Source organism: Dactylosporangium sp. CS-033363 (assembly GCF_050942475.1).
Taxonomy (GTDB): Bacteria; Actinomycetota; Actinomycetes; order Mycobacteriales; family Micromonosporaceae; genus Dactylosporangium.
In genome coordinates this window covers 7,056,748-7,079,334 of record NZ_CP192032.1, presented here as the reverse complement: position 1 = coordinate 7,079,334, position 22,587 = coordinate 7,056,748, and the positions used below count along the sequence as shown (strand labels likewise).

Sequence of the window (22,587 nt, the reverse complement as noted above, 5' to 3'; positions counted from 1 at the left end):
GCTCGCCATGGAGCTGCGGCATCTCGTGTACTTCGTGACGGTCGCCGAGGAGCGCAACTTCACCCGCGCGGCGCAGCGCCTGCGGGTCGTGCAGTCCGGGGTCTCCGCCGCCGTGCGCGCCCTGGAGCGCGAGCTCGGCGCCAAGCTCTTCGAGCGCAGCTCCCAGCGGGTCGAGCTCACCGACGCCGGGGCCGCGCTGCTGCCCGCCGCCCGCGCCACGATCGACGCCGCCCAGGCCGCGCGGGACGCCGTGGCCGAGGTGCGCGGGGGCCTGCGCGGGGCGCTGCGGATCGGGACGCTGATCTCGGTGGGGTTCGTGGACCTGCCGGGGCTGCTGGGGCGGTACCGGGCCGAGCACCCCGGCGTGGACCTGCGCCTGCGGGCGGCCCCGACCGGCTCGGCGGGGCTGGCCGCGAGCCTGCTCGACGGGGAGCTCGACGTGGCCTTCCTGTCGCTGTCGGGCCGGGCGCCCGCCGGGCTGTCGGTGCGCACCCTGGCCGCGGAGCCCATCGTGGCCGTCCTGCCGGCCGCGCACCCGCTCGCGGGGCGGGACACGCTCACCCTGGCCGACCTGGCCGACGAGCCGTTCGTCGATTCTCCGCCGGGGTACGGCAACCGCTCCGAGGTCGACCGCGGGTTCGCCGCCGCCGGGCTGCGCCGCCGGGTCGCCCTGGAGGTGGCGGACATCGCGACGGTCCGGCAGTACGTGCGCGAGGGTCTCGGGGTGGCCCTCATCCCGCGCTTCGCGGCGCCCGACGGGCCCGGCCTGCGCATCCGCCCGATCGGCACGGACCTGCGCTGGACGTTCGCCGTCGCCACCGCTTCGACCCGGCGCCCGAGCGCGGCGATCCGGGCGCTGCTGGACCTCGTGGACGCGTACCGCGCGTGATCGTGCGCCGGCCCCGGGGTGGACGGCGGCGGTCTGGTCGGCGACCGGCCGCGCACCGTCGCGCCGGGCCGGGGTGCGGCCGGTCACGCGTGATCGCGGCACGGACGGGTACGGGGCAGGTGACGGCGCAGAGCAGGTCGGTCGGGGTCGGAAAGGCGACCTGAGTGATCATCGAGTCACGTTGAGTGCTCTACTGGAAGAGGTCCCGGGCGTGCGCGCTCCCCGCCCAGCCGGGGCCGATCCGTTCCGCGCGGATCTCAAGGGTCGGCTCAGGGCCGGTCCTCGGGGACCGGCCGGGGTGCGTCCCGGATGCGGCTCGGCACGCCGTTTTCCTACGGTGTGAGCAGGGTGAACGTTCCAGGGAGGTGCGAGATGCCCGACGTGTTGGCGATCGCGCGCGCCGAGGCGCTGTTCGTCTCCAGCGTGCAGTCGTCGGAGTTGCCGGCCGCGGTCGAGGTGCGCAGGGCCGTCGCGGAGTCCTTCGCGCGGTTCGGCAGCCGCGGATGCGCGGCGTGTGTGGCAGGGGAGTTCGGTGACCACCCCGAGGTGGCCGTGGCGCGGATGCGCTGGGCGCTCGCGATGGTGAGCGCCGTGTACCAGCGGCGCCGCCAGCCGGCGCGCGCTTTCACACTGACGGGCGCCGCCTGCGCCCGCTGAACACGACCCCTCGCGCGCGGGCTCACGGTGCGTGCCTCGCGGCGGCGTGGGTCGGCGGGCACCTGTGCCCGCTGAGTACGACCCCTCGCGCGCGGGCTCGCAACCTGCGGTGGGGAGGGCCGGCGGGCGCCGCCTGCACCCGCCGGCTGAAGGCCACCGCCTGCTGGAAACGGCATGCGGGGAGGACTACCCGGGCGCCGCGAAATACCAACAAAAAAGATCTGTCCGACTTGCCGCCCGCCGGGCGATAAATCCGAGCATGTCGTGGCGCGGAGCGCCCGACATGTCGTTACCGCAGCAGGAGCGGCAGGATCAGCGCCAGGTAGAGCAGCGCGCCCGCGAGCGGGTCAAGCGCTCGTCGCGCGGGCATGGGCGAATCCGGCCAGGGCCGTCGTGACCGCCGCGCGGGCGGACGGCAGGTCGGCGCCGCGGCCGCGCAGGATCCGGCCCGCGATGCCGTCCGGCTCGGCGAGCAGGCCCAGCAGCAGGTGCTCGCCGCCGACGTAGTTGTGGCCCAGCAGGGTCGCCTCGGCCAGGGTCAGCTCCAGCGCCGCGGCCGCCGGGCCCGACCAGCCCGCCGTGTCGTCCTCCGCCGCCGGGGCCGCCGCCAGGTCGGCCTGCAGCGAATCCTGGTCCAGGCCCAGAGCCGGCAGCAGTCGTACGCCCAAGTTTGCGCCCTCCGTGAGCAGGCCGTGCAGCAGGTCCGCGGTGGTCACGGGGGCATCCGTTCGAGCGGCGGCGAGACGGAGCGCGGTGCGGGCGCGGGCGGTCCAGTGCGGCAGGGCCGCGTCGTCCACGGGGCCGGCGCGCAGGGCGTTCGCGCGGCGGACCGCCTGTTCCAGGGCGCGCTCGCACAGGGCCGAGACGGGCACGCCGGAGTGTTCCAGGGCCGCCGCCAACTCGTCGGGAAGCGTCACGTCGACGCGCACGATTGTCATGACCCTTATGTAACCCCATTGGGGTTAGTGACGCAAGGAATAGCGCTGAGGCGCCACATGTTTTTAGACTGACTGGTCAGTACAAGATTTGGAGGCTGTCGTGGGGGATGCAGTCCTCGTCGCCGAGGGGCTCGGGGCGCGCACGCGGCGCGGGTGGGTGTTCCGGGGCGTCGACCTGCGCGTCGAGCCCGGCGAATATGTGGCGCTCGACGGGGCGGCCGGGAGCGGGCGGACCTCGCTGCTGCTGGCCCTCGCCGGGTACTTCCGCACGACCGAGGGCACCGTGACGCGCAGCGCGCCGGCGGCGCTCGGGTTCGTGGCCGGGGTCAACGAGCCCGAGCCGGGGCTGAGCGTCGCCGAGCACGTCGAGGAGCGGCTGGTGCTGCTCGGGCGGGCCTCGTGGAACCTGCGGCGGCGCCGGCGGCAGGCGTTGGAGCACCTGCGGGACGTACCGCTGGATCCGAAGGCGCTGGGGCGGGACCTCGACCGGCTCGGCGCGCATCAGCTGTGCCTGGCCCTGGCCCTGGTCGGCGAGCCGGGCGTCATCCTCGTCGACGACGTCGACAATGGACTGTCCGAAGTGGAGCGAACGGTGCTGGAGAAGACCCTGCGCGAGAGCGGCCCGGCGGTCGTGGTCACGGAGCGTGCGGCATGAACCTGTTCGAGCTGCGGCGGTTCCTCCGCGCGCCGATCACCATCGCGGCGCTGGTCGTGCTGGCGTTGATTCCGCTGTTGTACGGCGCGCTGTACCTGTGGGCGTTCTGGGACCCGTACGGCAACATGCGCCACATCCCCGTCGCCATCGTGAACGCGGACAAGCCGGCGACGGCGCAGGACGGCAGTACTCTCAACGCCGGCCGGGACCTCGCCGACGAGCTGCAGCACCGCGACGTGTTCGGCTGGCAGCCCGCGACCGCCGAGCAGGCGCGGCGGGGGTTGGAGGACGGGCGGTACCAGATAATCTTCACCATCCCCGCCGACTTCTCGGCCTCGCTCGTCACCCCGCCCGACCCGGAGCGCGACCCGGCCCGCGGGCAGCTGAGCGTGGTCAACGACGACGCCACCAACTACCTGTCCGGGCAGCTGTCCCGCAGCGTGTTCACCGAGGTGCGGGCCAGCGCGTCGAGCACCGCCGCGCGCGGCTACTTCGACCGGATGCTCATCGGCTTCACCGACCTCAAGAGCCAGACCCAGCAGGCCGCGACCGGCGCCTCCCAGCTGGCCTCCGGCGCGGCCGACGCCAAGGGCGGGGCCGGGGACCTCAGCAACGGCATCGACCGGGCGCACGGCGGGGCGGGGCAGCTCGACGACGGGCTCGCGCAGGCGACCGCCGGTTCGCAGCAGCTGTACGACGGGCTGGTCGCCCTGGACGCCGGCGCGGCCCAGCTCGCGGACGGCACCGCGCAGGCCGCCGCCGGTGGGCGCCTGCTCGCCGGGAAGGTCGACGCCGCCGCCGACAAGGTCGAGCCGGTGCTGCGCGACAACGCCGAGCTGATCGCGAACGCCGCCACCGCCATCGCCGACGGGGCCGACCTGATCCTGCAGCACCTCGACGCGCTGCCGGGCCTCGCGAAGACCGCGGCGCAGCAGACCGCGGCGACCCGGGCCAATCTGGAGAAGCTGGGGGAGCAGTACCCGCAGATCACGGACAGCGCCGAGTACCGGGCCGCGGTGCAGGCCGCCGACGCCGCCGCCAAGGCCGCCCAGCAGCTGCAGACCCGGCTCGGCACCGGCGACCTCGACCAGCTGCGGACCCAGATGCAGGCGGTGGCGAAGACGGCCCGCGAGGTCGCGCAGGCCGCCCCGCACCTGGCCGACGACGTCGCCGCCGCGCGGGCCCAGGTCGACCAGCTCGCGAGCGGCCTCGACCAGCTGGCGGGCGGGGCGGACCGGCTGCATACCGGTACCGGAGAAGCCGTGAACGGGGCGAAGGACCTCAACGGCGGGCTGTATCGGCTGTCGTCCGGGGCCCGCCAGCTCGACACCGGCCTCGGCACCCTGTCCGACGGCGGCCACCGCCTCGCCGCGGGCCTGACCGACCTCGGCGCCGGGGCCACCCGCCTCGCCGACGGGCTGGCCGACGGGGCCGGGAAGATCCCCGGGTACGACCCGGACACCCGCGCCGAACGGGCCGGCGTCCTCGGCGACCCGGTGGCGCTGGACCGCGAGACGGAGCATCCGGCGAGCACGTACGGGGCGGGCTTCGCGCCGTACTTCCTCGGCCTGGCCCTGTGGGTCGGCGCGATGATCAGCTACATGGTGCTGCGCCCGCTGACCCGCCGCCACGTGGTCTCCGGCGCCGCCCCGTGGCGGGTGGCGCTCGCGGGCTGGCTGCCGGCGCTGCTCATCGGGGTGGTGCAGGCGACCGCGCTGTTCCTCGTGGTCCGCTTCGCGCTCGGCCTGCACCCGGCGCATCCGCTGGGCATGTACGGGTTCCTGTGCCTGACCGCGGTCGCGTTCACGGCGCTGATCCAGTGGTTCGGCGCCCGGCTCGGCCCGGCCGGGCGGCTCGTCGCACTCGCGGTGCTCATGCTGCAGCTGACGTCGTCGGGCGGCACGTACCCGATCGAGACCACGCCGGGCTTCCTGCAGGCGGTGCACCCGTTCCTGCCGATGACGTACGTGGTGTCGGGGCTGCGGCACCTCGTCAACGGGGGCCCGGGCGGTACGGTGGTCACCGGAGCGCTCGTCCTGGCCGGGTTCGCCGCCGCCGCCTTCGCCCTGACCACCCTCGCGGCGTGGCGCGGCCGCCGGCTCACCCCGGCCAAGCTCCACCCGGACCTGGTCATGTAGGGAGCCACAAGCCGTGCCCGACGGTCGCACCCGCCGCCGCGACGACACCAGGCAGCGCCTGTACGACGCGGCCATGGAGCTGATCGCCGAGCACGGCTTCTCGGCCACCACGGTCGACGACATCGCGGTCGCGGCCGGGGTCGCCAAGGGGACGGTGTACTACAACTTCCCCTCGAAGAACGCGCTGTTCGAGGCCCTGCTGCGGCACGGCGTGGGCCTGCTCACCGCGGACTTCCGCGCCGCCGTGGCCGCCGCCGACACCCCGCCGGAGCAGGCGGTGGGCCTGATCCGGGCGGAGCTGGCGTACATCCAGCGGCACCGCTCCTTCGCGCAGCTGCTGCTGTCGGAGATGTGGCGCACCAACCGCGAGTGGCACCAGACCCTGCACCTGCTGCGCGACGAGGCGGTCGGCGTCATCGCGGACGTCCTGCGCCGCGGTGCCGACGAGGGGTACTTCGACGCCGGCCTCGACGTCCGCATGGCCGCCGCGGCGCTGTTCGGGGTGTGTCTCGTGGTCGCGGTCGACTGGCTGGTCTTCGAGCCGGACCGCACCCTGGAGTCCGTGCAGGACTCCCTGGTCGCGGTCATCCGAGCCCGCGTCGGCATCTAGGACGCGTCGCGGGCGGCCTGCTCGATCCGATCGTGGAAGGCCTTGAACTCCGCGGCCGTGGTGAACGCGAGGTTGTCCTTGCCCGGCCGCCACCCGACGGCGCCGTCGATGGTCTCGCGCAGGATGTCGGCCTGCCCGCAGTGCCGCTCGACGTCGGCGATGACGTGCACGAGGATCTGGCCCAGCGTCACGCCCGGGTCGTCCGGCGACCACCACGGCACCCGGCCGCGCGACTCGAGGTCGAGCGCCTCGATGGTCGCGTCGGCGTGGGCCCAGACCCGGCGGTACAGCCCGACGATGTCCTCCCGCGACTCGTCCGCGGTGGCGTACATGTCGAGATTGACCTCGGCGTCGTCGGCGAGCCACGGCATCGCCTCGGGGAAGGGCCGCCCGAACGTCACGCCGAAGTACCCGGACTCGATGGACGCGCAGTGCTTCACCAGGCCGAGCAGGTTCGTGCCGGTGGGCACCATGGGCCGCCGGACGTCGTACTCCCCGAGCCCCTCCATCTTCCAGACCAGGTTCTCCCGGGCGGTCTGCAGATAGTGGCGCAGGTGCTCCTTGGTCATGCCCGCCAGCCTCCCACGCCCGGCCCCGCCCCGGCGACGCGGCCGGACGTCATGCGGGCGGTGAGCCGGGTGCTGCTCTCGCCCACCGCCGGGGCCGGCGTCGAGGCGCTGCGCGAGGCGGTCGCGGCCGGGGACGTCAGACCGGCGCTCCTGGGGCGGCCCGTGCCGAGGCGATCGCCGGACGGCTGCGTCAGGCGATCGCCGCGGAGGTCGGGCGCTCCGGGCTAGGCGATCCGGAAGCGGGCGACCAGGTCGTCCATGACCTTGTCGAGGCGCTCGTCGACGGTCTGGCGGGACGGGTCCTCGTCGAACCAGGCGGCGATCTCCCGCGCCCCCTGGTGGAACGGGATCGTCGCCACGTAGTCCGGGACGAGGGCGCGGACCTTGCTGTTGTCGAAGACCATCGAGTGGGCCTTGTCGCCCAGCAGCCCGGCGCCCCACTCCGGGTCGGCGGCGGCGATCGCGTCCGACGGGACGTGGACGATCTTCGCGGTGGTGCCCAGGGCCGACGCGAGCTGTTCGGCGATCTGGTTCCAGGTCAGGTAGTCGTCGCCGGTGATCTGGAAGGTGTCGCCGACGGCGCGGGGGTGGCCCAGGAGCGGGACGAAGGCGCGGGCGAAGTCCTCGTGGTGGGTCAGGGTCCACAGGGAGGTGCCGTCGCCGTGCACGACGATCTCCTTGCCGGCGCGCATCCGCGCGGGGACCGTCCAGCCGCCGTCGAACGGGACGAGGGTGCGGTCGTACGTGTGCGAAGGACGCACGATCGTCGCCGGGAAGCCCTTGTCGCGGTACACCTGGACGAGGAGGTCCTCGCAGGCGATCTTGTTGCGGCTGTACTGCCAGAAGGGATTCCGCAGCGGCGAGGACTCCACGATCGGCAGGCGCGCCGGCGGGGTCTGGTAGGCCGAGGCGGAACTGATGAACACGTACTGCCCGGTGCGGCCGCGGAACAGCTCGATGTCCGCGCGCACGTCGTCGGGGGTGAAGGCGACCCAGTCCACGACCGCGTCGAAGGACAGGCCCGAGATGGCCTCCCGTACCGCCGCGGGGTCGTGAATGTCGGCCTGCAGCAACGTGGCCGATTCGGGCAGGGGTCGCTGCTTCGAGGCCCCGCGGTTCAGCACATAGAGGTCGATGCCGCGCTCGACGGCCAGCCGCGAGCAGGCGGAACTGATGATGCCACTGCCACCAATGAACAGAACCTTCACGCGGGACAGACTAGCTCTCGACCCAGCCGTGCGAGCGGGCGAAGGCGGCGAGGTGCTGGCGGGCCTGGGCGATCTGGGCGCCGGTCAGCGTCGGCACGTGCTGGATCAGCAGCTCGGTGACCTCGGCGGTGAACTCGCGGCTGGAGAGCACGTCGCACAGCCCGTCGTCGTCGCCGGCCGGGACCCCGGCGCGGTCGGTGACGGGCGTGAACGGGGCGGTCGCCGCGGCCGTCGTGCGGGTGTGCTCGCGGCGCGGCGGCGGGCTGTCGAGGATGCGCACGGTCGAGACCTTCAGGCCGCGCTCGCCCTCCTCGACCTCGTACTCGACGCGCATCCCGGGGTGCACGAGATGGCGCTGCTCGCCGAAGTCGTTGGCGTGCACGAAGACGTCCTCGCCGCCCGCGTTCGGTGCGATGAACCCGTAACCCCGGACCTCGTCGAACCGCAGAATCCTGCCCGTCTCCACCGCGTACCACCACCCACCAGAAACCTGTCCAGGCCTACAGCATAGGACCCGCCAGCCGCTTCTTCTGCACCTTGCCCATGGCGTTGCGGGGCAGCGCGGCGACGAAGTGCACGGCTCGCGGCCGCTTGTGGGCGTTGAGATGACCGGCCACGAAGTCGATGAGGTCCCGCTCGGCGACGGGCGCGTCGGCGACCACGAACGCGGTGACGGCCTCGCCGAGGTCCTCGTCGGGCACGCCGATGACGGCCGCCTCGCGGACCGCCGGGTGGGCCAGCAGCGCGTCCTCGACCTCGCCGGCGCCGATGCGGTAGCCGCCGCACTTGATGAGGTCGGTGGAGGCCCGCCCGACGATGCGGTGCCAGCCGTCGGGCGCGATCCGGGCGAGGTCGCCGGTGCGGAACCAGCCGTCGGGGGTGCGGGCGGCCTCGGCGGGCTGCCCGCGGTACCGGCGAAGGAGCATTGGGCCTTTGACGAGGAGCTCTCCGATCGTCTCGCCGTCGCGGGGCGCCTCGGTGCCGTCCTCGGCCAGCAGGCGCGTCCGCACGCCGGTGACCGGTACGCCGACCTGTCCCGGGCGCCGTTCGCCGTCGGCGCGGCTGGAGATCGTGATGAGCGTTTCGGTCATGCCGTAGCGCTCCACGGGCTTGTGGCCGGTGAGCGCGTAGAGCCGCTCGAAGACCGGCGCCGGCAGGGGAGCGCTGCCCGACACGAGCAGCCGGGCCGGGCGCAGGGCGCGGGCGGCGGCGGGCTCCTGGCAGATGCGCGACCAGACGGTGGGCACGCCGAAGTAGAGGGTGCCGCGGGCGGCGGCGTACGCGGCCGGGCGGGGGCGGCCGGTGTGCGTGAGCGGCGAGCCGTGCCGCAGCGCGCCGAGCACGCCCAGGATCAGGCCGTGCACGTGGAACAGCGGCAGGCCGTGCACGAGCCGGTCGTCCGCGGTCCAGTCCCACGCCTCGGCGAGCGCGTCCAGGCCGGCCTCGACGGCGCCGTGGGTCAGTTCGACGCCCTTGGGATTTCCCGTGGTACCGCTGGTGTACATCACGAGCGCGCACACGTCCGCCGCCGGCTCGGGGTAGCCGTTGCCCGACTCGCGCGCCACGTCGACCGGCACCGCGCCCGGGAACAGGTCGGGCCGGTTGCTCAGGGTCACGATCGCGCCGCAGTCGCGCAGGATGTGCGCGCGCTCGGTGTCGCCGGCGTCGGCGGGCACCGGCACGACCGCGCTGCCGGCCATCAGCGCGCCGGTCACGGCGACCACCGTCTCGAGCGTCGGGGTGGCGTCGACGGCCACGGTCGCGGCCCCGTGCACGTCGGCGGCGACCGCGGCGGCGGCGTTGCGTAACCGCTCCGCGGACAGCCCGCGACCGTTCACATTGACAGCGTGTCCACGGTCGGTACCGTGTTCGTGCAGTCCGCTCAGCAGGCGCATGGGCACCATCGTCACACGTGCGCAGAGGGTGGAAACGGCCGGATCACGATCCGATCGCTCGTCTTGACACTCCTCTTTGTGAGCGTTAACACTGTGGCGGCAACGCCCCAGCAACAATTTCGTTACCGAGTCGGTGGCAGCGTTCACACCCTGACGCCCCGCCCGCCGACCGATGCACGCTGCCCTGAGGGGGAGAAGTGAAGTTCGCACGTATCGCCGCTTCCGCGATCGGCCTGGCCGTCGCCTTCAGCGTCGCCGCCTGTGGTTCGTCGGAGAAGACCGCCGACAAGGAGGCCGGCGCGCCCGGCGACAACGCCGGAGCTCTGGTCGGCGTCACGATGCCGACCAAGTCCTCGGAGCGCTGGATCGCCGACGGCAACAACGTCAAGGCCGCCCTGGAGAAGCTCGGCTACAAGGTCGACCTGCAGTACGCCGAGAACGACATTCCGACGCAGGTCAACCAGATCGAGAACCAGATCACCAAGGGCGCGAAGCTGCTCATCATCGCGTCGATCGACGGCACCGCCATCACCACGCAGCTGCAGGAGGCGGCCGACAAGAAGATCCCGGTCATCGCCTACGACCGGCTGATCCGCAACTCGCCCAACGTCGACTACTACGCCACCTTCGACAACTTCAAGGTCGGCGTGCAGCAGGCCACCTCGCTGCTGGTCGGCCTCGGCCTGAAGAAGGAGGACGGCTCGGACGGCACCGCCACGGGGCCGTTCAACATCGAGCTGTTCGCCGGTTCGCCGGACGACAACAACGCGACCTTCTTCTTCAACGGCGCGATGGAGACCCTCAAGCCGTACATCGACAAGGGCACGCTCGTGGTGAAGAGCGGCCAGACCGACTTCAAGACGGTCGCGATCCTGCGCTGGGACCCGGCGACGGCCCAGAAGCGCATGGAGGACCTGATCACCAAGACGTACAACGGCGGCACCAAGGTGCAGGGCGTGCTCTCGCCGTACGACGGCCTGTCGATCGGCATCCTGTCGGCGCTCAAGAGCGCGGGCTACGGCACCGGCGGCCAGGCGTACCCGATCGTCACCGGTCAGGACGCCGAGGTCGCGTCGGTCAAGTCGATCATCGCCGGTGAGCAGTACGCGACGATCTACAAGGACACCCGCAAGCTGGCCGACGTCACGGTCAAGATGGGCGACGCCGTGCTCAAGGGCGGCAAGCCCGAGGTGAACAACACCAAGGACTACGACAACGGCAAGAAGGTCGTCCCGTCCTACCTGCTCGAGCCGGTCGTGGTGTACAAGTCCAACTACAAGTCCGTGCTCATCGACGGTGGCTACTACACCGAGGACAAGCTCAAGTAACAGCGCTTGGCCGGGGCCCGGGTTTCTGGGAAACTCGGGCCCCCTTGAGGAGAATCCAGCATGACCGAGGCCCTCCTGCAGATGCGGGGCATCACCAAGACGTTCCCGGGCGTGAAGGCCCTGGACGACGTCAACCTGACCGTGCGCCGGGGCGAGATCCACGCCATCTGCGGCGAGAACGGCGCCGGCAAGTCGACCCTGATGAAGGTCCTGTCCGGCGTGTACGGCCACGGCTCGTACGAGGGCGAGATCCTCTTCGAGGGCGAGCCCTGCCACTTCAACGGCATCCGCGACTCCGAGCGCCGCGGGATCGTGATCGTGCACCAGGAGCTGGCGCTCATCCCGTACCTGTCGATCGCGGAGAACATCTTCCTGGGCAACGAGCGGGTCGGCCGCGGCCTGGTCGACTGGAACCGCACCAATGCCGACGCGGCGCGCCTGCTGGACCGGGTCGGGCTGCGCGAGAACCCGGTCACCCCGGCCATGGACATCGGCGTCGGCAAGCAGCAGCTGGTCGAGATCGCCAAGGCGCTGTCCAAGGAGGTGCGCCTGCTGATCCTCGACGAGCCCACCGCGGCGCTCAACGACGAGGACTCCGCGCACCTGCTGGGCCTGCTGCGCGGCCTGCGCGACCAGGGCGTGACGTGCGTGATCATCTCGCACAAGCTCAACGAGATCGAGGCGATCGCCGACTCCACCACGATCCTGCGCGACGGGCGGACCATCGAGACGCTCGACATGCACGCGCCGGGCGGGGTCAGCGAGGACCGGATCATCTCCGGCATGGTCGGCCGCGACCTCGAGCACCGCTTCCCGCCGCACACCGCGCACGTCGGCGAGGAGCTGCTGCGGATCGAGCACTGGACCGTGCACTCGCCGACCCAGCACGGCCGCAAGGTCGTCGACGACGCCTCGCTGACCCTGCACGCCGGCGAGATCGTCGGGCTGGCCGGGCTGATGGGGGCCGGGCGCACCGAGCTCGCGATGAGCGTGTTCGGGCACAGCTACGGCGTGGACATCAGCGGCCAGGTGTACAAGCACGGCAAGCCGATCCAGATGCGCTCGGTCCAGGAGGCGATCGGCCACGGCGTCGCCTACGCCACCGAGGACCGCAAGCGCTACGGGCTCAACCTCATCGAGGACATCCAGCGCAACGTCTCCGGCGCGGCGCTGAACAAGCTGTCCCGGGGCGGCTGGGTCGACGACAACCGCGAGTTCGAGGTCGCCGAGCGGTACCGCGGCAGCCTCAACATCAAGGCCAAGAACGTCGGCACCATCGCGGGCACGCTCTCCGGCGGCAACCAGCAGAAGGTCGTGCTGGCCAAATGGATCTTCACGGACCCCGACGTGCTGATCCTGGACGAGCCGACCCGCGGCATCGACGTCGGCGCCAAGTACGAGATCTACACGATCATCAACCAGCTCGCCGACCAGGGCAAGGCGGTCCTCGTCATCTCCTCCGAGCTGCCCGAGCTGCTCGGCATCTGCGACCGGATCTACGCGCTGTCGGCCGGGCGCATCACGGGCGCGGTCGAACGCGCCGAGTTCTCCCCGGAGCGGCTGATGCGGCTCATGACCAGGATCAAGGAGTAACCCGTCCATGACCACAGTGGTCGAACCGGCGGTCGAGCCGACCGTCACGCCCCCGACGCGGTTCTCGGTGAACCTGCGCCAGAGCGGGATCTACATCGCGTTCGCCGCGATCGTCGTGTTCTTCACGATCCTGACCGACGGCTCGCTGCTGGAGCCGCAGAACATCTCCAACATGGTGATCCAGAACTCCTACATCCTGATCCTCGCGATCGGGATGATTCTGATCATCATCGCCGGGCACATCGACCTGTCCGCGGGCTCGGTCGTCGCCGTCACCGGCGCGCTGTCGGCGGTGCTCATGGTCAAGGCGGACATGCCCTGGCCGCTCGCGATCGTGGTCACGCTGGTGGCCGGCGGGCTGATCGGCGCCTGGCAGGGCTTCTGGATCGCCTACTTCGGCATCCCGGCCTTCATCGTCACCCTCGCCGGCATGCTCATCTTCCGCGCGCTGACCATGACGACGCTGGGCAACCAGGGCATCGGCCCGTTCGCCGAGGACGTGCGGACCCTGTCCAACGGCTTCATCCCCGGCTTCCTCAACAACGTCGGCCTCGGCCCGCTGGGCGGCGCCGACCTGTTCACCCTGCTGGTCGGCATCGGCACGGTGGTGGGCATCATCGCCGTGCAGTGGCGCGCCCGCCGCGGCCGCATCGGCTACGGCCAGGCCGTCGACTCGCTGCCCGTCTTCTGGGCCAAGCTGATCGGCGCCTCGCTGGTGCTCATGTTCGTCATCGTGCAGCTGGCCCGGTTCAAGAACCTTCCGTGGGTACTGGTCCTGCTCGCCGTACTCGTGCTGACGTACACCCTCATCTCGCAGCGCACCGTCTTCGGCCGGCACATCTACGCCGTCGGCGGCAACCTGCAGGCGGCGAGCCTCTCCGGGGTCAAGGTCAAGCAGGTCACCTTCTGGATCTTCGTCAACATGGGCATCCTGTCCGCGATCGCCGGCATCATCTTCGCGGGCCGCCTGAACCTCGCCGGCCCGACCGCCGGCAACGCCTTCGAACTGGACGCGATCGCGGCCGCGTTCATCGGCGGCGCCGCGGTCCAGGGCGGCGTCGGCAAGGTCGTCGGCGCCATCACGGGCGGCCTGATCATGGCCGTGATCAGCAACGGCATGTCCCTGAACGGCGAGCCCCCGGAGCGCGTGATGCTCGTCAAGGGCATCGTCCTGCTGGCCGCGGTCGCCTTCGACGTGTGGGCCAAGCGCCGGGCGGGCCGCTCCCGCTGAGCTTTGTTCGGGTGTCTGGTGGGAAAGCAGGGGTGGACCGCCTTCGGGGCGTCGGCGGTCCGCCCCTGTCTCACGCATTCGCTTTCAGGAACCTCCACAGTGGACCGATGAGCGCATCCGGGCTCTCCAGCTGCGGCAGGTGCCCGGTCCGCTCCAGCAGCACGAAATCGGCGTCCGGGATCGCGGCCGCGAACGCCCGCCCATAGCCGGGATCGGCGATCCGGTCGCTGTCGCCCCAAACCACAAGAGCCGGCGTTCGTACTGCCTGCAGCCTGGCCTTCAGCGTCGGGTCCACCATGTCGCCGGCGTATCGCCTGAGCGTCTCCCGGTTCCCCGCCATGTTCCGCCGCGCGGCCTCGGGCATGGTGCCCGGATCGATCACGCGCCCGGTCGGGTCGTAGTAGCTGGCCGCGGCGATCTCGGGGAACGAGAGCCCGAAGAAGTCGATGACCGGGTGCCCGGGCACCTCGATCCCGACCCCGTCCACGATCACCAGCTTCGTGATCCGGGCCGACCCGAGGATGGCCAGCTCGGCCGCGATCCAGCCGCCGATCGAGTTCCCGACCACCGCCACGTCCTCGAGTCCCAGCTCGTCGAGGAGTCCCTTGTAGACGGTGGCGAGGTCCCGGACGGTCTCGACCCCGCCCGGCCGCACGGTCCCGTCGAAGCCCGGATGCGTCGGCGTGATGACCCGGACCGGATGCTCGGCGGCGAACCGCTCCGCGAAGTCGACGACGGAGGCGGGCCCGGCCCCGCCGTGCAGCAGCAGCACGGGGCGGCCGGAGCCGCGCTCGGTGTAGGTGACGGTCATACTCAGGAACCTTATATCAGCATGTTGATATAAACAACCTGAGGTACGCTGGGTGGCATGACGAGGGCGATTTCGGAGATCGGGCTGTCGGTCAAGCGGCTGCAGGCGCGCCACCACCGCGAGGCCAACGCCGCGCTGGCCCCGCTGGGCGTGAGCCTGGTCCAGTGGGACGCGCTGCGCCACCTGCGCCGCAACCCGGAGGCCTCGCTGCACGACCTGGCCCAGCTGACCTTCCAGACCGACCAGTCCTTCGGCACCCTCGCCACGAGAATGATCGACCGCGGCCTGATCGAGCGCGTCCCGGGCCCGGGCCGCGCGGTCAAGCACCGGCTCACCGCGAAGGGCGACGAGATCCGCGAGCAGGGCCAGCAGCTGCTGAACGAGGTGCTGGAGCGCTCCTTCGCCCCGCTGGACGCCGACGAGCTGGCGGTGTTCGACCGGCTCCTGCAGCGCCTGCTCGGCTGACCGCGGGCGCGCGGTTGGCACCATGGGCGGGTGCGCACCGATTCGCCAAGATCGCTGGATCTCGCCTCGCTGTTCCTAGGGGCGGTCCTCGGCCTCGGCACGAATCTGATCACCGCCGACGTCGCCTCCTGGTGGCCGCCGCTGCGCTGGCTGGCGGCCGCCGCGAGCTGGTGGCTGCCGGGCATCGCGGTGGCCGTCCTGGTCTGGGAACTCGGCCGCCGCGGCCTGCTGCGCCGCCGGGTCGTCTGGCGCCGCGACGAGAGCCCGTTCCCCGGCCTCGAGGCGTACGCGGCCGACCGCACCGCCGTCTACTTCGGCCGCGACGACGACATCGCCGCCTGCCTGGCCCGGCTCGACGGCCCCGCGGGCTCCGTGGCCCGGCGCACCGTACCGCTCACCGGCCCCTCCGGCGTCGGCAAGTCCTCGCTGCTGCAGGCGGGGCTGCTGCCGCGGCTCGCCCGGACCCGCACGGTCATCGGCCCGATCCGCCCGGGCGCCGACCCGTTCAACGGCCTGGCGGCGGCCCTGATCGACGCCGCCGGCAGCGACCGCACCGGCCTGGCCGACCTCGCATCGGCGCTGCGGCAGGAGGCCTCGGCCGGGCGACCCGAGCCGGACCGCCTGCTCGCCGCGCTCCGCCAGGTCCGCCACCGGTCGCGCCTGGTCCTCGCGATCGACCAGGCCGAGGAGCTGTTCACCGACGCGGCCGCGGGCGAGGGGCGGCTGCTGTGGCAGTACCTGCAGCGCCTGCTCGCCGTGGACCGCACCGTCCGGCTGGTCGCGGCCGTCCGCCCCGAGTACCTGGAGGAACTGCAACAGGCGACCGGCATGCCACGCCCCGAGCCGATCCCGGTCGACGCCTTGGGCTCGGCCCGATTGCGGGAGGTCCTGGAGCGCTCGGCCCGCGCGGCCGGCGTACGGTTCGAGCCCGGCCTGCTGGAACAGATCCTCGCCGAGGCGACCGCCGGCGACGCCCTGCCGCTGGTCAACCAGCTCATGCAGGCGATCTGGCCCCGGTCGGGTTCCGTCGTCACCTGGGCGGCGTACGAGGAGGCGGGGCGGGTCGCCGGCTCCCTGGCCCGGCACGCCGACGAGGTCTACAGCGCCGCCGCCGACCGCCACGGCGTCGCCGCGGTCGACGCCCTGCTGCTCCGGCTGACCGCCTGGGACGGACATCGGCTGACCCTGCGCGCGGCCACGGCCCGCGAGCTGGGCGACGCCGAACGGGCGGTCGCGGCGGACCTGCGCGACGACCGCCTCGTGATCGACGCCAACGCCGGGCAGTCCCTGGTGCTGGTCCACGAGGTCCTCCTGCGCCGCTGGGACCACCTGGTCGACCTTGCCGCCGGACACACGGAACTCCTGCGCGCCCGCGCGGACCTGGAGTCGACGGCGGCGCGCTGGTCCGACACCGGCCGCCCGGCGGACCTCCTCCTGCGCGGCGCCGCCCTGCGCGAGGCGACCACGACCGCGGACCGCCTCGGCGCCTCGGCCCACCTGGCCGCGATGATCGCCGAGTCGGACGGGTACGAGCGGCGCACCGGCGCCTACCGCGCGGTGGCGGCCGCCACCGCGGCCCTGGAGCTGACCGGCAAGGACCGGAACCAGGCCGTCGCCCTGGCCCGGGCGGCCGTCACCGAGCTCGACGCCGACCCGGCGGGGCCGGCGCTGCTGACCCTGTGGTCCCTGACGTCGCCGCCCGAGGTCGACCTGGCCGCGGCGCCGTACTCCGACACGATCCGCACCGCCGCCTGGGACGGGACCGACCTGCTCGTCGTCGGCGAGGCCGGCACGCTGTCCCGCTGGTCCCCGCAGGGCCGCCTGCTCCGCTGCGACCTCGTCCCCGACGGCGACGACGCCGTGCTGAGCCAGGACGGGCGCCTGCTGGCGGTGAACGGTCAGGAATGGATGTCGATCCAGACCACGGACTCCCTACGGCTGGTGGATCGCCTCGACTGCACGTTCTACGAGGGCACCAACGGGATCGGGTTCGCCGGGGACGGGTCCGCCTATGCCGAGGTCACCGGGGACCACCTGAACATCTGGTCTGCGGCTGAGCCGCAGGCGCCGCCGAAGCGCATCGCGGTGGGCACCCCCCGGTTCAGCAATACGCCGGTCTGGTCGCCGGACACGGCATCGATCGCTGTCCCGGGCCCGAGGACCATCGAGGTCATCGACACCGCGGACGGTTCCCGCCGGGCGGCGATCACCGTCGACCACGACAGGTCGATGATCGTGGCATGGTCGCCCGACAGTTCGAGACTGGCCACGCTCGAGCCGTTCGACGTACGCGTCTGGGATGTCACGAACGGTGCCTGCGTCCGACACGTCAGGCTGCCCGGGCCTCGCGAGTTGCGGCAGATGGGGGGCGTGACCTGGTTGCCTGCGCCGGACACGTTGCTGGTCCACGTCATCAAGCACGACGGGCAGGCGGAACTCTTCCTTCTCGACGCCGAGGGGGACGGGCCCATGCGCCGCGAAACCGTGCCGTGGCGGTCCAGCAGCGACAGCGCGGTTCGTGCGATGTCGCCGATCGTCATGGCCCCGACCGGGCAGGTCGCTGTCGTCGGCCGTCACCTGGTCAGCATGTTCCACATGGCGTCGGGAAAGTGGACGGCGCTCCCTCGTCTGGACCTGAGTTCCGCCTGGTGGTCGCCGGACCTCCGCCGCGTCGCCACCGTTGCGGGCGATGGCATCGCCGTGATGGATCTCGACGCCGACATGCCAGGGCGGCCCGCGTCCGACCTCGGCCTGGCGCAGCTTCGTGTCCACGGGTCCTGGTCGCCGGACGGTGCCCGGTTGGCCGTGGGGGATGACTCGGGCTTCGTGGTCCTGGACCCGGCGAGAGGCGCGGCGCTCGTCCGCCGGGAGCATCCACACCCGGACGGGCGCGGCATGTTGTGGTCGCCCGACGGGTCCCTGCTGCTGCGCCTCAGCCGGAGCAAGGCGGAGCTGTTCGAAACCGAACACTGGACATGCCGGCACGCCATCGCCGATCTTGCCGATGCGCCGCAACGCATCGCCTTCGCGCCCGACGGGAGGCGGCTCGCCACCGCCGAGCCGTACGCCGGCACGCGGATCGTCGACACCCTCGACGGGAGCATGGGCGAGGCCATCGGCCCGAAGGAGGTCGCCTCACTCGCCTGGTCCGCTGGGGACCTGCTCGCGATCGGCACCGGATCCGGAGACGTCGAGATCGTGGACACCCGCAGCGGCGCGACGGTCGCCGAGTGCGCCGGCGGTGACCGGGCGATCTCCGTGCTCGTCTGGCATCCCACCGGCCGTCTCCTCGCCGGCGTGCGGGAAGGGTCGGCCATCCGGCTCTGGCGGGTGTCCGACGGCGCGCCGATGGCGGCGTTCGATCTGCCGATGCACTACCCGTACCGGCAGGACACGGCGACGGACTTGCGGTGGCTCGACGGCGGGCGGCGGCTGGCGTGTGCGTTGAGCGACGGGCGGGTGTTGAGCTGGTGGCTCCCGGAGTCGGCCGAGGAGGTGCTGGCGGGCGTCGAGGAGCCCGTCGCGCCGCTGCCGCCCGAGGTTCGGGCGCGTTACGGCCTGCGCCTCTGACGGTCGCTCACCGGACGATTCGCCGGGCCGGCCTCGGCGGGGGTTGTTCGGGGGCGAACGGGTCCAGTTCGATGGCGATCCGGGCGCCGCGCAGGGCCCGGCTGCGTTCGATGACCATGTGGCCGCCCGCCGACTCGGCGACGCGGCGGACGATGTCCAGGCCCAGGCCCGTTGAGCCGGCGCCGCTTGCGCCGCGGCGGAGGGCGTTCTCCGGGTCGGCGATGCCGGGGCCCGCGTCGTCGACGAACAGGCCGCGGGCGGAGACGTGGACCTCGAAGGCCGTACCCTCGCCGGTGTGCTGGAAGACGTTGCCCAGCAGGCAGTCGACGGCTGAGATCAGGTCGGCCTCCGAGGCCGGGACGTAGACCGGTTCCTGGCCGCCGGTCACGCGCCAGGGGCGGTTCTGGTCCTCGGCCAGGACCGACCAGAAGGCCAGGCGGTCCGCCACCACCTCGACCAGGTCCGTGGTTTCCGGCTGGCGGTCGGCGGCCGAGCGGCGGGCCTGGGTGATGATCTGCTCGATCTCGTCGTCGAGGGCGTCGAAGGCCTGGCGCATGCGCTCGCCGATCGGGCCGGGCGGCATCGCGTCGGCGTCCAGGCGCAGGGCGGTCAGCGGGGTGCGCAGGCGGTGCGAGAGGTCGGCGGCCAGTTCGCGCTCGGCGTCGGCGAAGGCGACCATCTGCTCGGCCATGCGGTTGAAGCTGCGCGCGGCGTCCTTGAGCTCCGGGGGGCCCTCCGGCTCGACCCGGGCGTGCAGGTCGCCGTCCCCGAACGCGCGGGCGCCCTCGGCGAGTTTGCGGGTCGCGCCGACGATCTGGGCGCCCAGGCGGTCGGCGACCAGCGTCGAACCCGCCACGAGGACGACCGCGAGGCCGGCCAGGGCCAGCCAGGCGGCGCTGACGCCCTCGGAGAGTTCGCCGTCGGAGACGTAGACCTCCACGACGGCGGTCCGGTCGCCGTCGAGCACGACCGTCTGCAGGTAGGCGATGCCGCCGGGGGCGTCCACGGTCAGCGAGCGGCGCTGGTGCACGGCCCGGTCGACGTCCGCGGCCAGGGCGTGGCTCGTGCCGACCGTGGGTTCGCCCACCAGGTGTACCGCCAGCCGCCCCGACTGCCCCGCCGGCACCGTGGCCACCGCGCGCACCAGGGCGCCGGACTGGTCGCCGGGGGCCGAGGCCAGCGCGGCGACCATCGCGTCGGCCTGGTAGCGGGCCTCGGCGAGGGCGCGGTCGTGGGCGATCTGCTTGGTCACGTACGCCAGGGGCACCAGGAACGCCAGCGCGATCATCGTGGTGATCGCGAACGACAGGCGCATCAACGCCGATCTCATGCGGGCGGCTGCGCCGGGTCGACGAGCATCACCCCGACCCCGCGGAACGTGCGCAGGTACTTCGGCTGCGTCGCGCTCTCCCCGAGTTTGCGCCGCAGCCAGGAGACGTGCACGTCGATGGTCTGGTCCTCGCCGGAGCTGTCCGGGCGCTGCCACACCTCGGTCAGCAGCTCGCGGCGGCTCACCACCCGGCCGGCCCGCTGCGCGAGGTACGCGAGCAGGTCGAACTCCTTCTTCGTCAGCTGCAGCGGCCGCCCGTCCAGCGTCGCCGAGCGCTGCTGGGGGTTCACGTGCAGGCCGCCGACCGTCACGCCGGCGGGCGGCTGGGCCTGGCCGGGGGTGCCCTGGCCGCGGCGCAGGACCGCATTGATCCGGGCCGACATCTGGGCGCTCGAGAACGGCTTGGTCACGTAGTCGTCGGCGCCCGCGTCGAGCAGGCGGATGATGTCGCGCTCGGAGCGGCGGGCGGTGGCCACGATCACCGGCGCGTTGGAGATGCCGCGCAGCATCCGCAGTACGTCGAGGCCGTCCATGTCCGGCAGGCCCAGGTCCAGGATGACCAGGTCCGGCGGGTCGGTGGCGATGACCCGCAGCGCCGAGCCGGCGTTGCCGACGGGGCGCACGACGTGGCCGGCGTCGGTCAGGGCCCGGGACAGGGCGCCGGAGACGGCGACGTCGTCCTCGACCAGCAGGATGAGCGGCATGGCGGACACGGTAGCGCCTGGCCTGGGGGCCGGGGCCAATCGGGCTCTTCGGGATGGGCGATCTCGCCAGGTGGCGTGCAAGAATGCGGCGGTGGGAGTCGAGCGTGGTGCGGTACCGGTGCTGCTGTGGTGTCTTGCGACCACGGCCAGTATCGGCGTGGCGTCGCTGGCCCTCCGGCCCGTCCTGCGCACCGCCGTGCCCCAGGACTCGATCCCGGTCGCGGCCGACGACGGGCGCGGCGGGCGGCAGGCCGTGACGCAGACCCTCCCGCCACCGTCCGTCCCGGCGGCCACGCCCAGCACCATCATCATCGAGGACCCCAGCTCGGCCTTCACGCCACACCCGAGCACCCCGGGCGCCACACGCACCTCGCCGGCCCCGCCGGCCCAGCGCACGACGGCCCCCGCCCCGCGGATGGTCGACGGCTGGACGGTGACGACCGGGCCGGACGGCGTCGACGTGTATCTCAAGTCGTTCCGCTCCGACGGCGGCGATGCCGTGGTCCGCATCCGCGCCGAGGTGGTGTCGCTGGTCACCGCCACGCCGCGGGACGGCTACTCGGTGTCGCAGGCGCAGACCGAGCCCAGCCGGCTCGTCGTGCAGTTCGTGTCCGGCAACGGCAGCGCGGCGTTCCTGGTCGACTGCCTCTGGTGGCAGGGCGGCCCGCACGGCGAGGTCACGAGAATCGGGAACTAGCTCGCCATGTGCCGGCGGAAGCGGCGCACGGTGGCGGCGTCGTCGAGCGCGCCCAGTCCGGCGAGCAGCACGGTGTAGGCGACCAGCAGCGGCACCGTGACCCGGGCCGTGGTCAGCACCGCGGACCCGGGCTCGATCATGGTCATCCGGGGCAGCGTGTGCATGTGGTGGATGCCCGCCGCGTACACCGCGGTCGTCAGTGCGACGATGGCCAGCGGCAGCCCGAGCAGGACCGCCCCCGGCCGGCTCGTCAGGCTGCCGAGGGTCCCGGTCACCACGATCCCGCCGGTGAACGCGGCCCCGAGCGCGACCGAGACGTTGTCGGCCAGCACCTGGAATCCGAGCGCGTAGGAGCCGATGCCCCACAGCGCGGCGAAGACGAGCACGAATGGGACGCGCAGGAGCCGCTTCACGGGCCCAGTCTCGCGCAGGGCCGCCCGTCGATGGCCCGCGGGGCGATCATTCCTGAAATCCGCTTTAAAAGCGTTATTCGCGCGCGCTGAAAATCATCGGGACAACTTAATGCGCAGCTAATAGAAACGGCCCCGGCCTGGGATTTACCGTCGATCCTGTGACCCTGGATGGCGAGGACCCCATCAACGGTGCGAGCGTGGCGCTCTCGGAGCCCGCGCCTGACGAGGCTGTCGCCGAGGGGGACGCCGAGGTCGCCAAGCGGGACCTCTGGCGCCGCATCCTCGCCGTGGTCGTCGTGCTCGTCGCCGCCCTCGCGGTCGTGGTCCTGTGGGCCCGCCCCGCGCACGAACCGAAGGCGCCCGCACCCCAGGTCCAGGCGTCCAGCTCGCTGAACGGGACCGACCTCGCGTTCCTCCAGCTCATGATCTCGCTCGACAACAGCGCGCTGCCGCTGTTCGAGCTGCTCAAGGACGACACCGCGCTCGCACCCGTGGTCGGCCCGGCCGGTCCCGGGCACCGCGACGAGCTGGTCGTCCTGCGCAAGGCGCTCACCGACGGCGGCGGCGTCGAGAACCCGGCCGAGCACGCCGGGCACGACCTGCCCGGCATGGTGCTCGAGGACGACCTCGCGAACGTCCGCAACGCGCCCGCCGACAAGCGCCTGGCCGCGGCCGTGGCCGTGCTCCGCGACCATCTGACCGGCACGACCAGGATCGCCACGTCGGAGGGTACCGCCGGCGCCGACCCCGCCACCAAGGCCGCCGCCGCGCGGATCCTCGACGCGCACAACAAGCTGCTGGCGGCGCTTCCGGCGGTGTAAGTTTCCGCCTCCTGTACCGTGCTGAGCTGCGCGAATGCGTTCGTTCACGGCGCGCGGCTGTGCGG

The 22,587-nt window shown here is 72.5% G+C and carries 21 protein-coding genes; 12 read left to right on the top strand and 9 right to left on the bottom strand.

Annotated elements, in window-relative coordinates; translation table 11 throughout:
• Positions 1 to 7: 7 nt before the first annotated feature.
• Together ACQPZ4_RS32740 and ACQPZ4_RS32735 are read left to right on the top strand one after the other, a co-directional pair.
• On the top strand, positions 8 to 889 hold the full coding sequence (locus ACQPZ4_RS32740) for a LysR family transcriptional regulator (RefSeq protein WP_433044134.1): 882 nt from the start codon (positions 8 to 10) through the stop codon (positions 887 to 889).
• Between the two features lie 372 nt (positions 890 to 1,261).
• The gene (locus ACQPZ4_RS32735) at positions 1,262 to 1,546 is read left to right on the top strand and encodes a hypothetical protein (RefSeq protein WP_433044131.1); all 285 of its coding nucleotides are present in this window, start codon (positions 1,262 to 1,264) and stop codon (positions 1,544 to 1,546) included.
• Positions 1,547 to 1,893: 347 nt separating this feature from the next.
• Here ACQPZ4_RS32735 and ACQPZ4_RS32730 read toward each other — a convergent pair whose 3' ends face one another.
• Entirely contained in the window at positions 1,894 to 2,484 is a 591-nt protein-coding gene (locus ACQPZ4_RS32730) for a CopG family transcriptional regulator (RefSeq protein WP_433044128.1), read from the bottom strand.
• Positions 2,485 to 2,584: 100 nt separating this feature from the next.
• On the opposite strand from ACQPZ4_RS32730, the gene ACQPZ4_RS32725 reads away from it, so the two are divergent.
• Genes ACQPZ4_RS32725 through ACQPZ4_RS32715 form a run of 3 tightly spaced genes read left to right on the top strand, consistent with a single transcriptional unit; the run spans position 2,585 to position 5,887 of the window.
• Positions 2,585 to 3,139, top strand: a complete 555-nt coding sequence (locus ACQPZ4_RS32725) for an ATP-binding cassette domain-containing protein (RefSeq protein ID WP_433044125.1) — start codon at positions 2,585 to 2,587, stop codon at positions 3,137 to 3,139.
• Positions 3,136 to 5,277, top strand: coding sequence for a YhgE/Pip family protein (locus ACQPZ4_RS32720; protein ID WP_433044122.1), 2,142 nt, complete (start codon positions 3,136 to 3,138; stop codon positions 5,275 to 5,277). Before ACQPZ4_RS32725 ends, ACQPZ4_RS32720 begins: the two co-directional genes overlap by 4 nt.
• Before the next feature lie 13 nt (positions 5,278 to 5,290).
• A complete protein-coding gene (locus ACQPZ4_RS32715; RefSeq protein ID WP_433044119.1) occupies positions 5,291 to 5,887 on the top strand; it encodes a TetR/AcrR family transcriptional regulator in 597 nt (198 codons plus the stop codon).
• Here the strand turns inward: ACQPZ4_RS32715 and ACQPZ4_RS32710 are convergent.
• The 4 genes from ACQPZ4_RS32710 to ACQPZ4_RS32695 all read right to left on the bottom strand — a co-directional run bounded on the left by ACQPZ4_RS32710 (position 5,884) and on the right by ACQPZ4_RS32695 (position 9,559).
• Complete coding sequence (locus ACQPZ4_RS32710) at positions 5,884 to 6,456, bottom strand: DinB family protein (RefSeq protein WP_433044116.1); 573 nt, start codon at positions 6,454 to 6,456, stop codon at positions 5,884 to 5,886. The genes ACQPZ4_RS32715 and ACQPZ4_RS32710 overlap by 4 nt on opposite strands.
• 224 nt (positions 6,457 to 6,680) lie before the next feature.
• Positions 6,681 to 7,664: an SDR family oxidoreductase gene (locus ACQPZ4_RS32705; protein ID WP_433044113.1), complete on the bottom strand. Its 984-nt coding sequence runs from the start codon at positions 7,662 to 7,664 to the stop codon at positions 6,681 to 6,683.
• Between the two features lie 10 nt (positions 7,665 to 7,674).
• Positions 7,675 to 8,130, bottom strand: coding sequence for a cold-shock protein (locus ACQPZ4_RS32700; RefSeq protein ID WP_433044110.1), 456 nt, complete (start codon positions 8,128 to 8,130; stop codon positions 7,675 to 7,677).
• A 34-nt stretch (positions 8,131 to 8,164) separates the two neighbouring features.
• Positions 8,165 to 9,559 (bottom strand): AMP-binding protein, encoded by a 1,395-nt coding sequence (locus ACQPZ4_RS32695; protein ID WP_433044107.1) that lies wholly within the window; start codon positions 9,557 to 9,559, stop codon positions 8,165 to 8,167.
• A gap of 197 nt (positions 9,560 to 9,756) precedes the next feature.
• Between ACQPZ4_RS32695 and chvE the strand changes: the two genes are divergently transcribed.
• The 3 genes from chvE to mmsB are packed head-to-tail and all read left to right on the top strand — an operon-like array spanning position 9,757 to position 13,711.
• The gene (chvE, locus tag ACQPZ4_RS32690; RefSeq protein WP_433044104.1) at positions 9,757 to 10,887 is read left to right on the top strand and encodes a multiple monosaccharide ABC transporter substrate-binding protein; all 1,131 of its coding nucleotides are present in this window, start codon (positions 9,757 to 9,759) and stop codon (positions 10,885 to 10,887) included.
• 60 nt (positions 10,888 to 10,947) lie between these two features.
• Positions 10,948 to 12,480, top strand: a complete 1,533-nt coding sequence (gene mmsA / locus ACQPZ4_RS32685; protein ID WP_433044101.1) for a multiple monosaccharide ABC transporter ATP-binding protein — start codon at positions 10,948 to 10,950, stop codon at positions 12,478 to 12,480.
• A gap of 7 nt (positions 12,481 to 12,487) precedes the next feature.
• A complete protein-coding gene (mmsB, locus tag ACQPZ4_RS32680; RefSeq protein ID WP_433044098.1) occupies positions 12,488 to 13,711 on the top strand; it encodes a multiple monosaccharide ABC transporter permease in 1,224 nt (407 codons plus the stop codon).
• A 70-nt stretch (positions 13,712 to 13,781) separates the two neighbouring features.
• Here the strand turns inward: mmsB and ACQPZ4_RS32675 are convergent, their stop codons facing one another.
• A complete protein-coding gene (locus ACQPZ4_RS32675) occupies positions 13,782 to 14,522 on the bottom strand; it encodes an alpha/beta fold hydrolase (RefSeq protein ID WP_433044095.1) in 741 nt (246 codons plus the stop codon).
• 57 nt (positions 14,523 to 14,579) lie between these two features.
• Between ACQPZ4_RS32675 and ACQPZ4_RS32670 the strand changes: the two genes are divergently transcribed.
• Both ACQPZ4_RS32670 and ACQPZ4_RS32665 read left to right on the top strand, forming a co-directional pair.
• Positions 14,580 to 14,987 (top strand): MarR family winged helix-turn-helix transcriptional regulator, encoded by a 408-nt coding sequence (locus ACQPZ4_RS32670; RefSeq protein WP_433044092.1) that lies wholly within the window; start codon positions 14,580 to 14,582, stop codon positions 14,985 to 14,987.
• A gap of 30 nt (positions 14,988 to 15,017) precedes the next feature.
• Complete coding sequence (locus tag ACQPZ4_RS32665) at positions 15,018 to 18,557, top strand: AAA family ATPase (protein ID WP_433044089.1); 3,540 nt, start codon at positions 15,018 to 15,020, stop codon at positions 18,555 to 18,557.
• Positions 18,558 to 18,564: 7 nt separating this feature from the next.
• On the opposite strand, the gene ACQPZ4_RS32660 is transcribed toward ACQPZ4_RS32665, so the two are convergent.
• Together ACQPZ4_RS32660 and ACQPZ4_RS32655 are read right to left on the bottom strand one after the other, a co-directional pair.
• On the bottom strand, positions 18,565 to 19,887 hold the full coding sequence (locus ACQPZ4_RS32660; protein ID WP_433044086.1) for a HAMP domain-containing protein: 1,323 nt from the start codon (positions 19,885 to 19,887) through the stop codon (positions 18,565 to 18,567).
• On the bottom strand, positions 19,884 to 20,591 hold the full coding sequence (locus ACQPZ4_RS32655) for a response regulator transcription factor (RefSeq protein ID WP_433044083.1): 708 nt from the start codon (positions 20,589 to 20,591) through the stop codon (positions 19,884 to 19,886). The genes ACQPZ4_RS32660 and ACQPZ4_RS32655 overlap by 4 nt, the downstream gene beginning before the upstream one ends.
• Positions 20,592 to 20,682: 91 nt before the next feature.
• Here ACQPZ4_RS32655 and ACQPZ4_RS32650 point away from each other — a divergent pair, with 91 nt between their 5' ends.
• A complete protein-coding gene (locus ACQPZ4_RS32650) occupies positions 20,683 to 21,288 on the top strand; it encodes a DNA mismatch repair protein MutL (RefSeq protein WP_433044080.1) in 606 nt (201 codons plus the stop codon).
• Here ACQPZ4_RS32650 and ACQPZ4_RS32645 read toward each other — a convergent pair.
• Positions 21,285 to 21,701, bottom strand: a complete 417-nt coding sequence (locus ACQPZ4_RS32645) for a hypothetical protein (protein ID WP_433044077.1) — start codon at positions 21,699 to 21,701, stop codon at positions 21,285 to 21,287. The two genes, ACQPZ4_RS32650 and ACQPZ4_RS32645, sit on opposite strands and share 4 nt — an antisense overlap.
• A 158-nt stretch (positions 21,702 to 21,859) precedes the next feature.
• On the opposite strand from ACQPZ4_RS32645, the gene ACQPZ4_RS32640 reads away from it, so the two are divergent.
• Positions 21,860 to 22,522: a hypothetical protein gene (locus ACQPZ4_RS32640; RefSeq protein WP_433044075.1), complete on the top strand. Its 663-nt coding sequence runs from the start codon at positions 21,860 to 21,862 to the stop codon at positions 22,520 to 22,522.
• Positions 22,523 to 22,587: the final 65 nt, after the last annotated feature.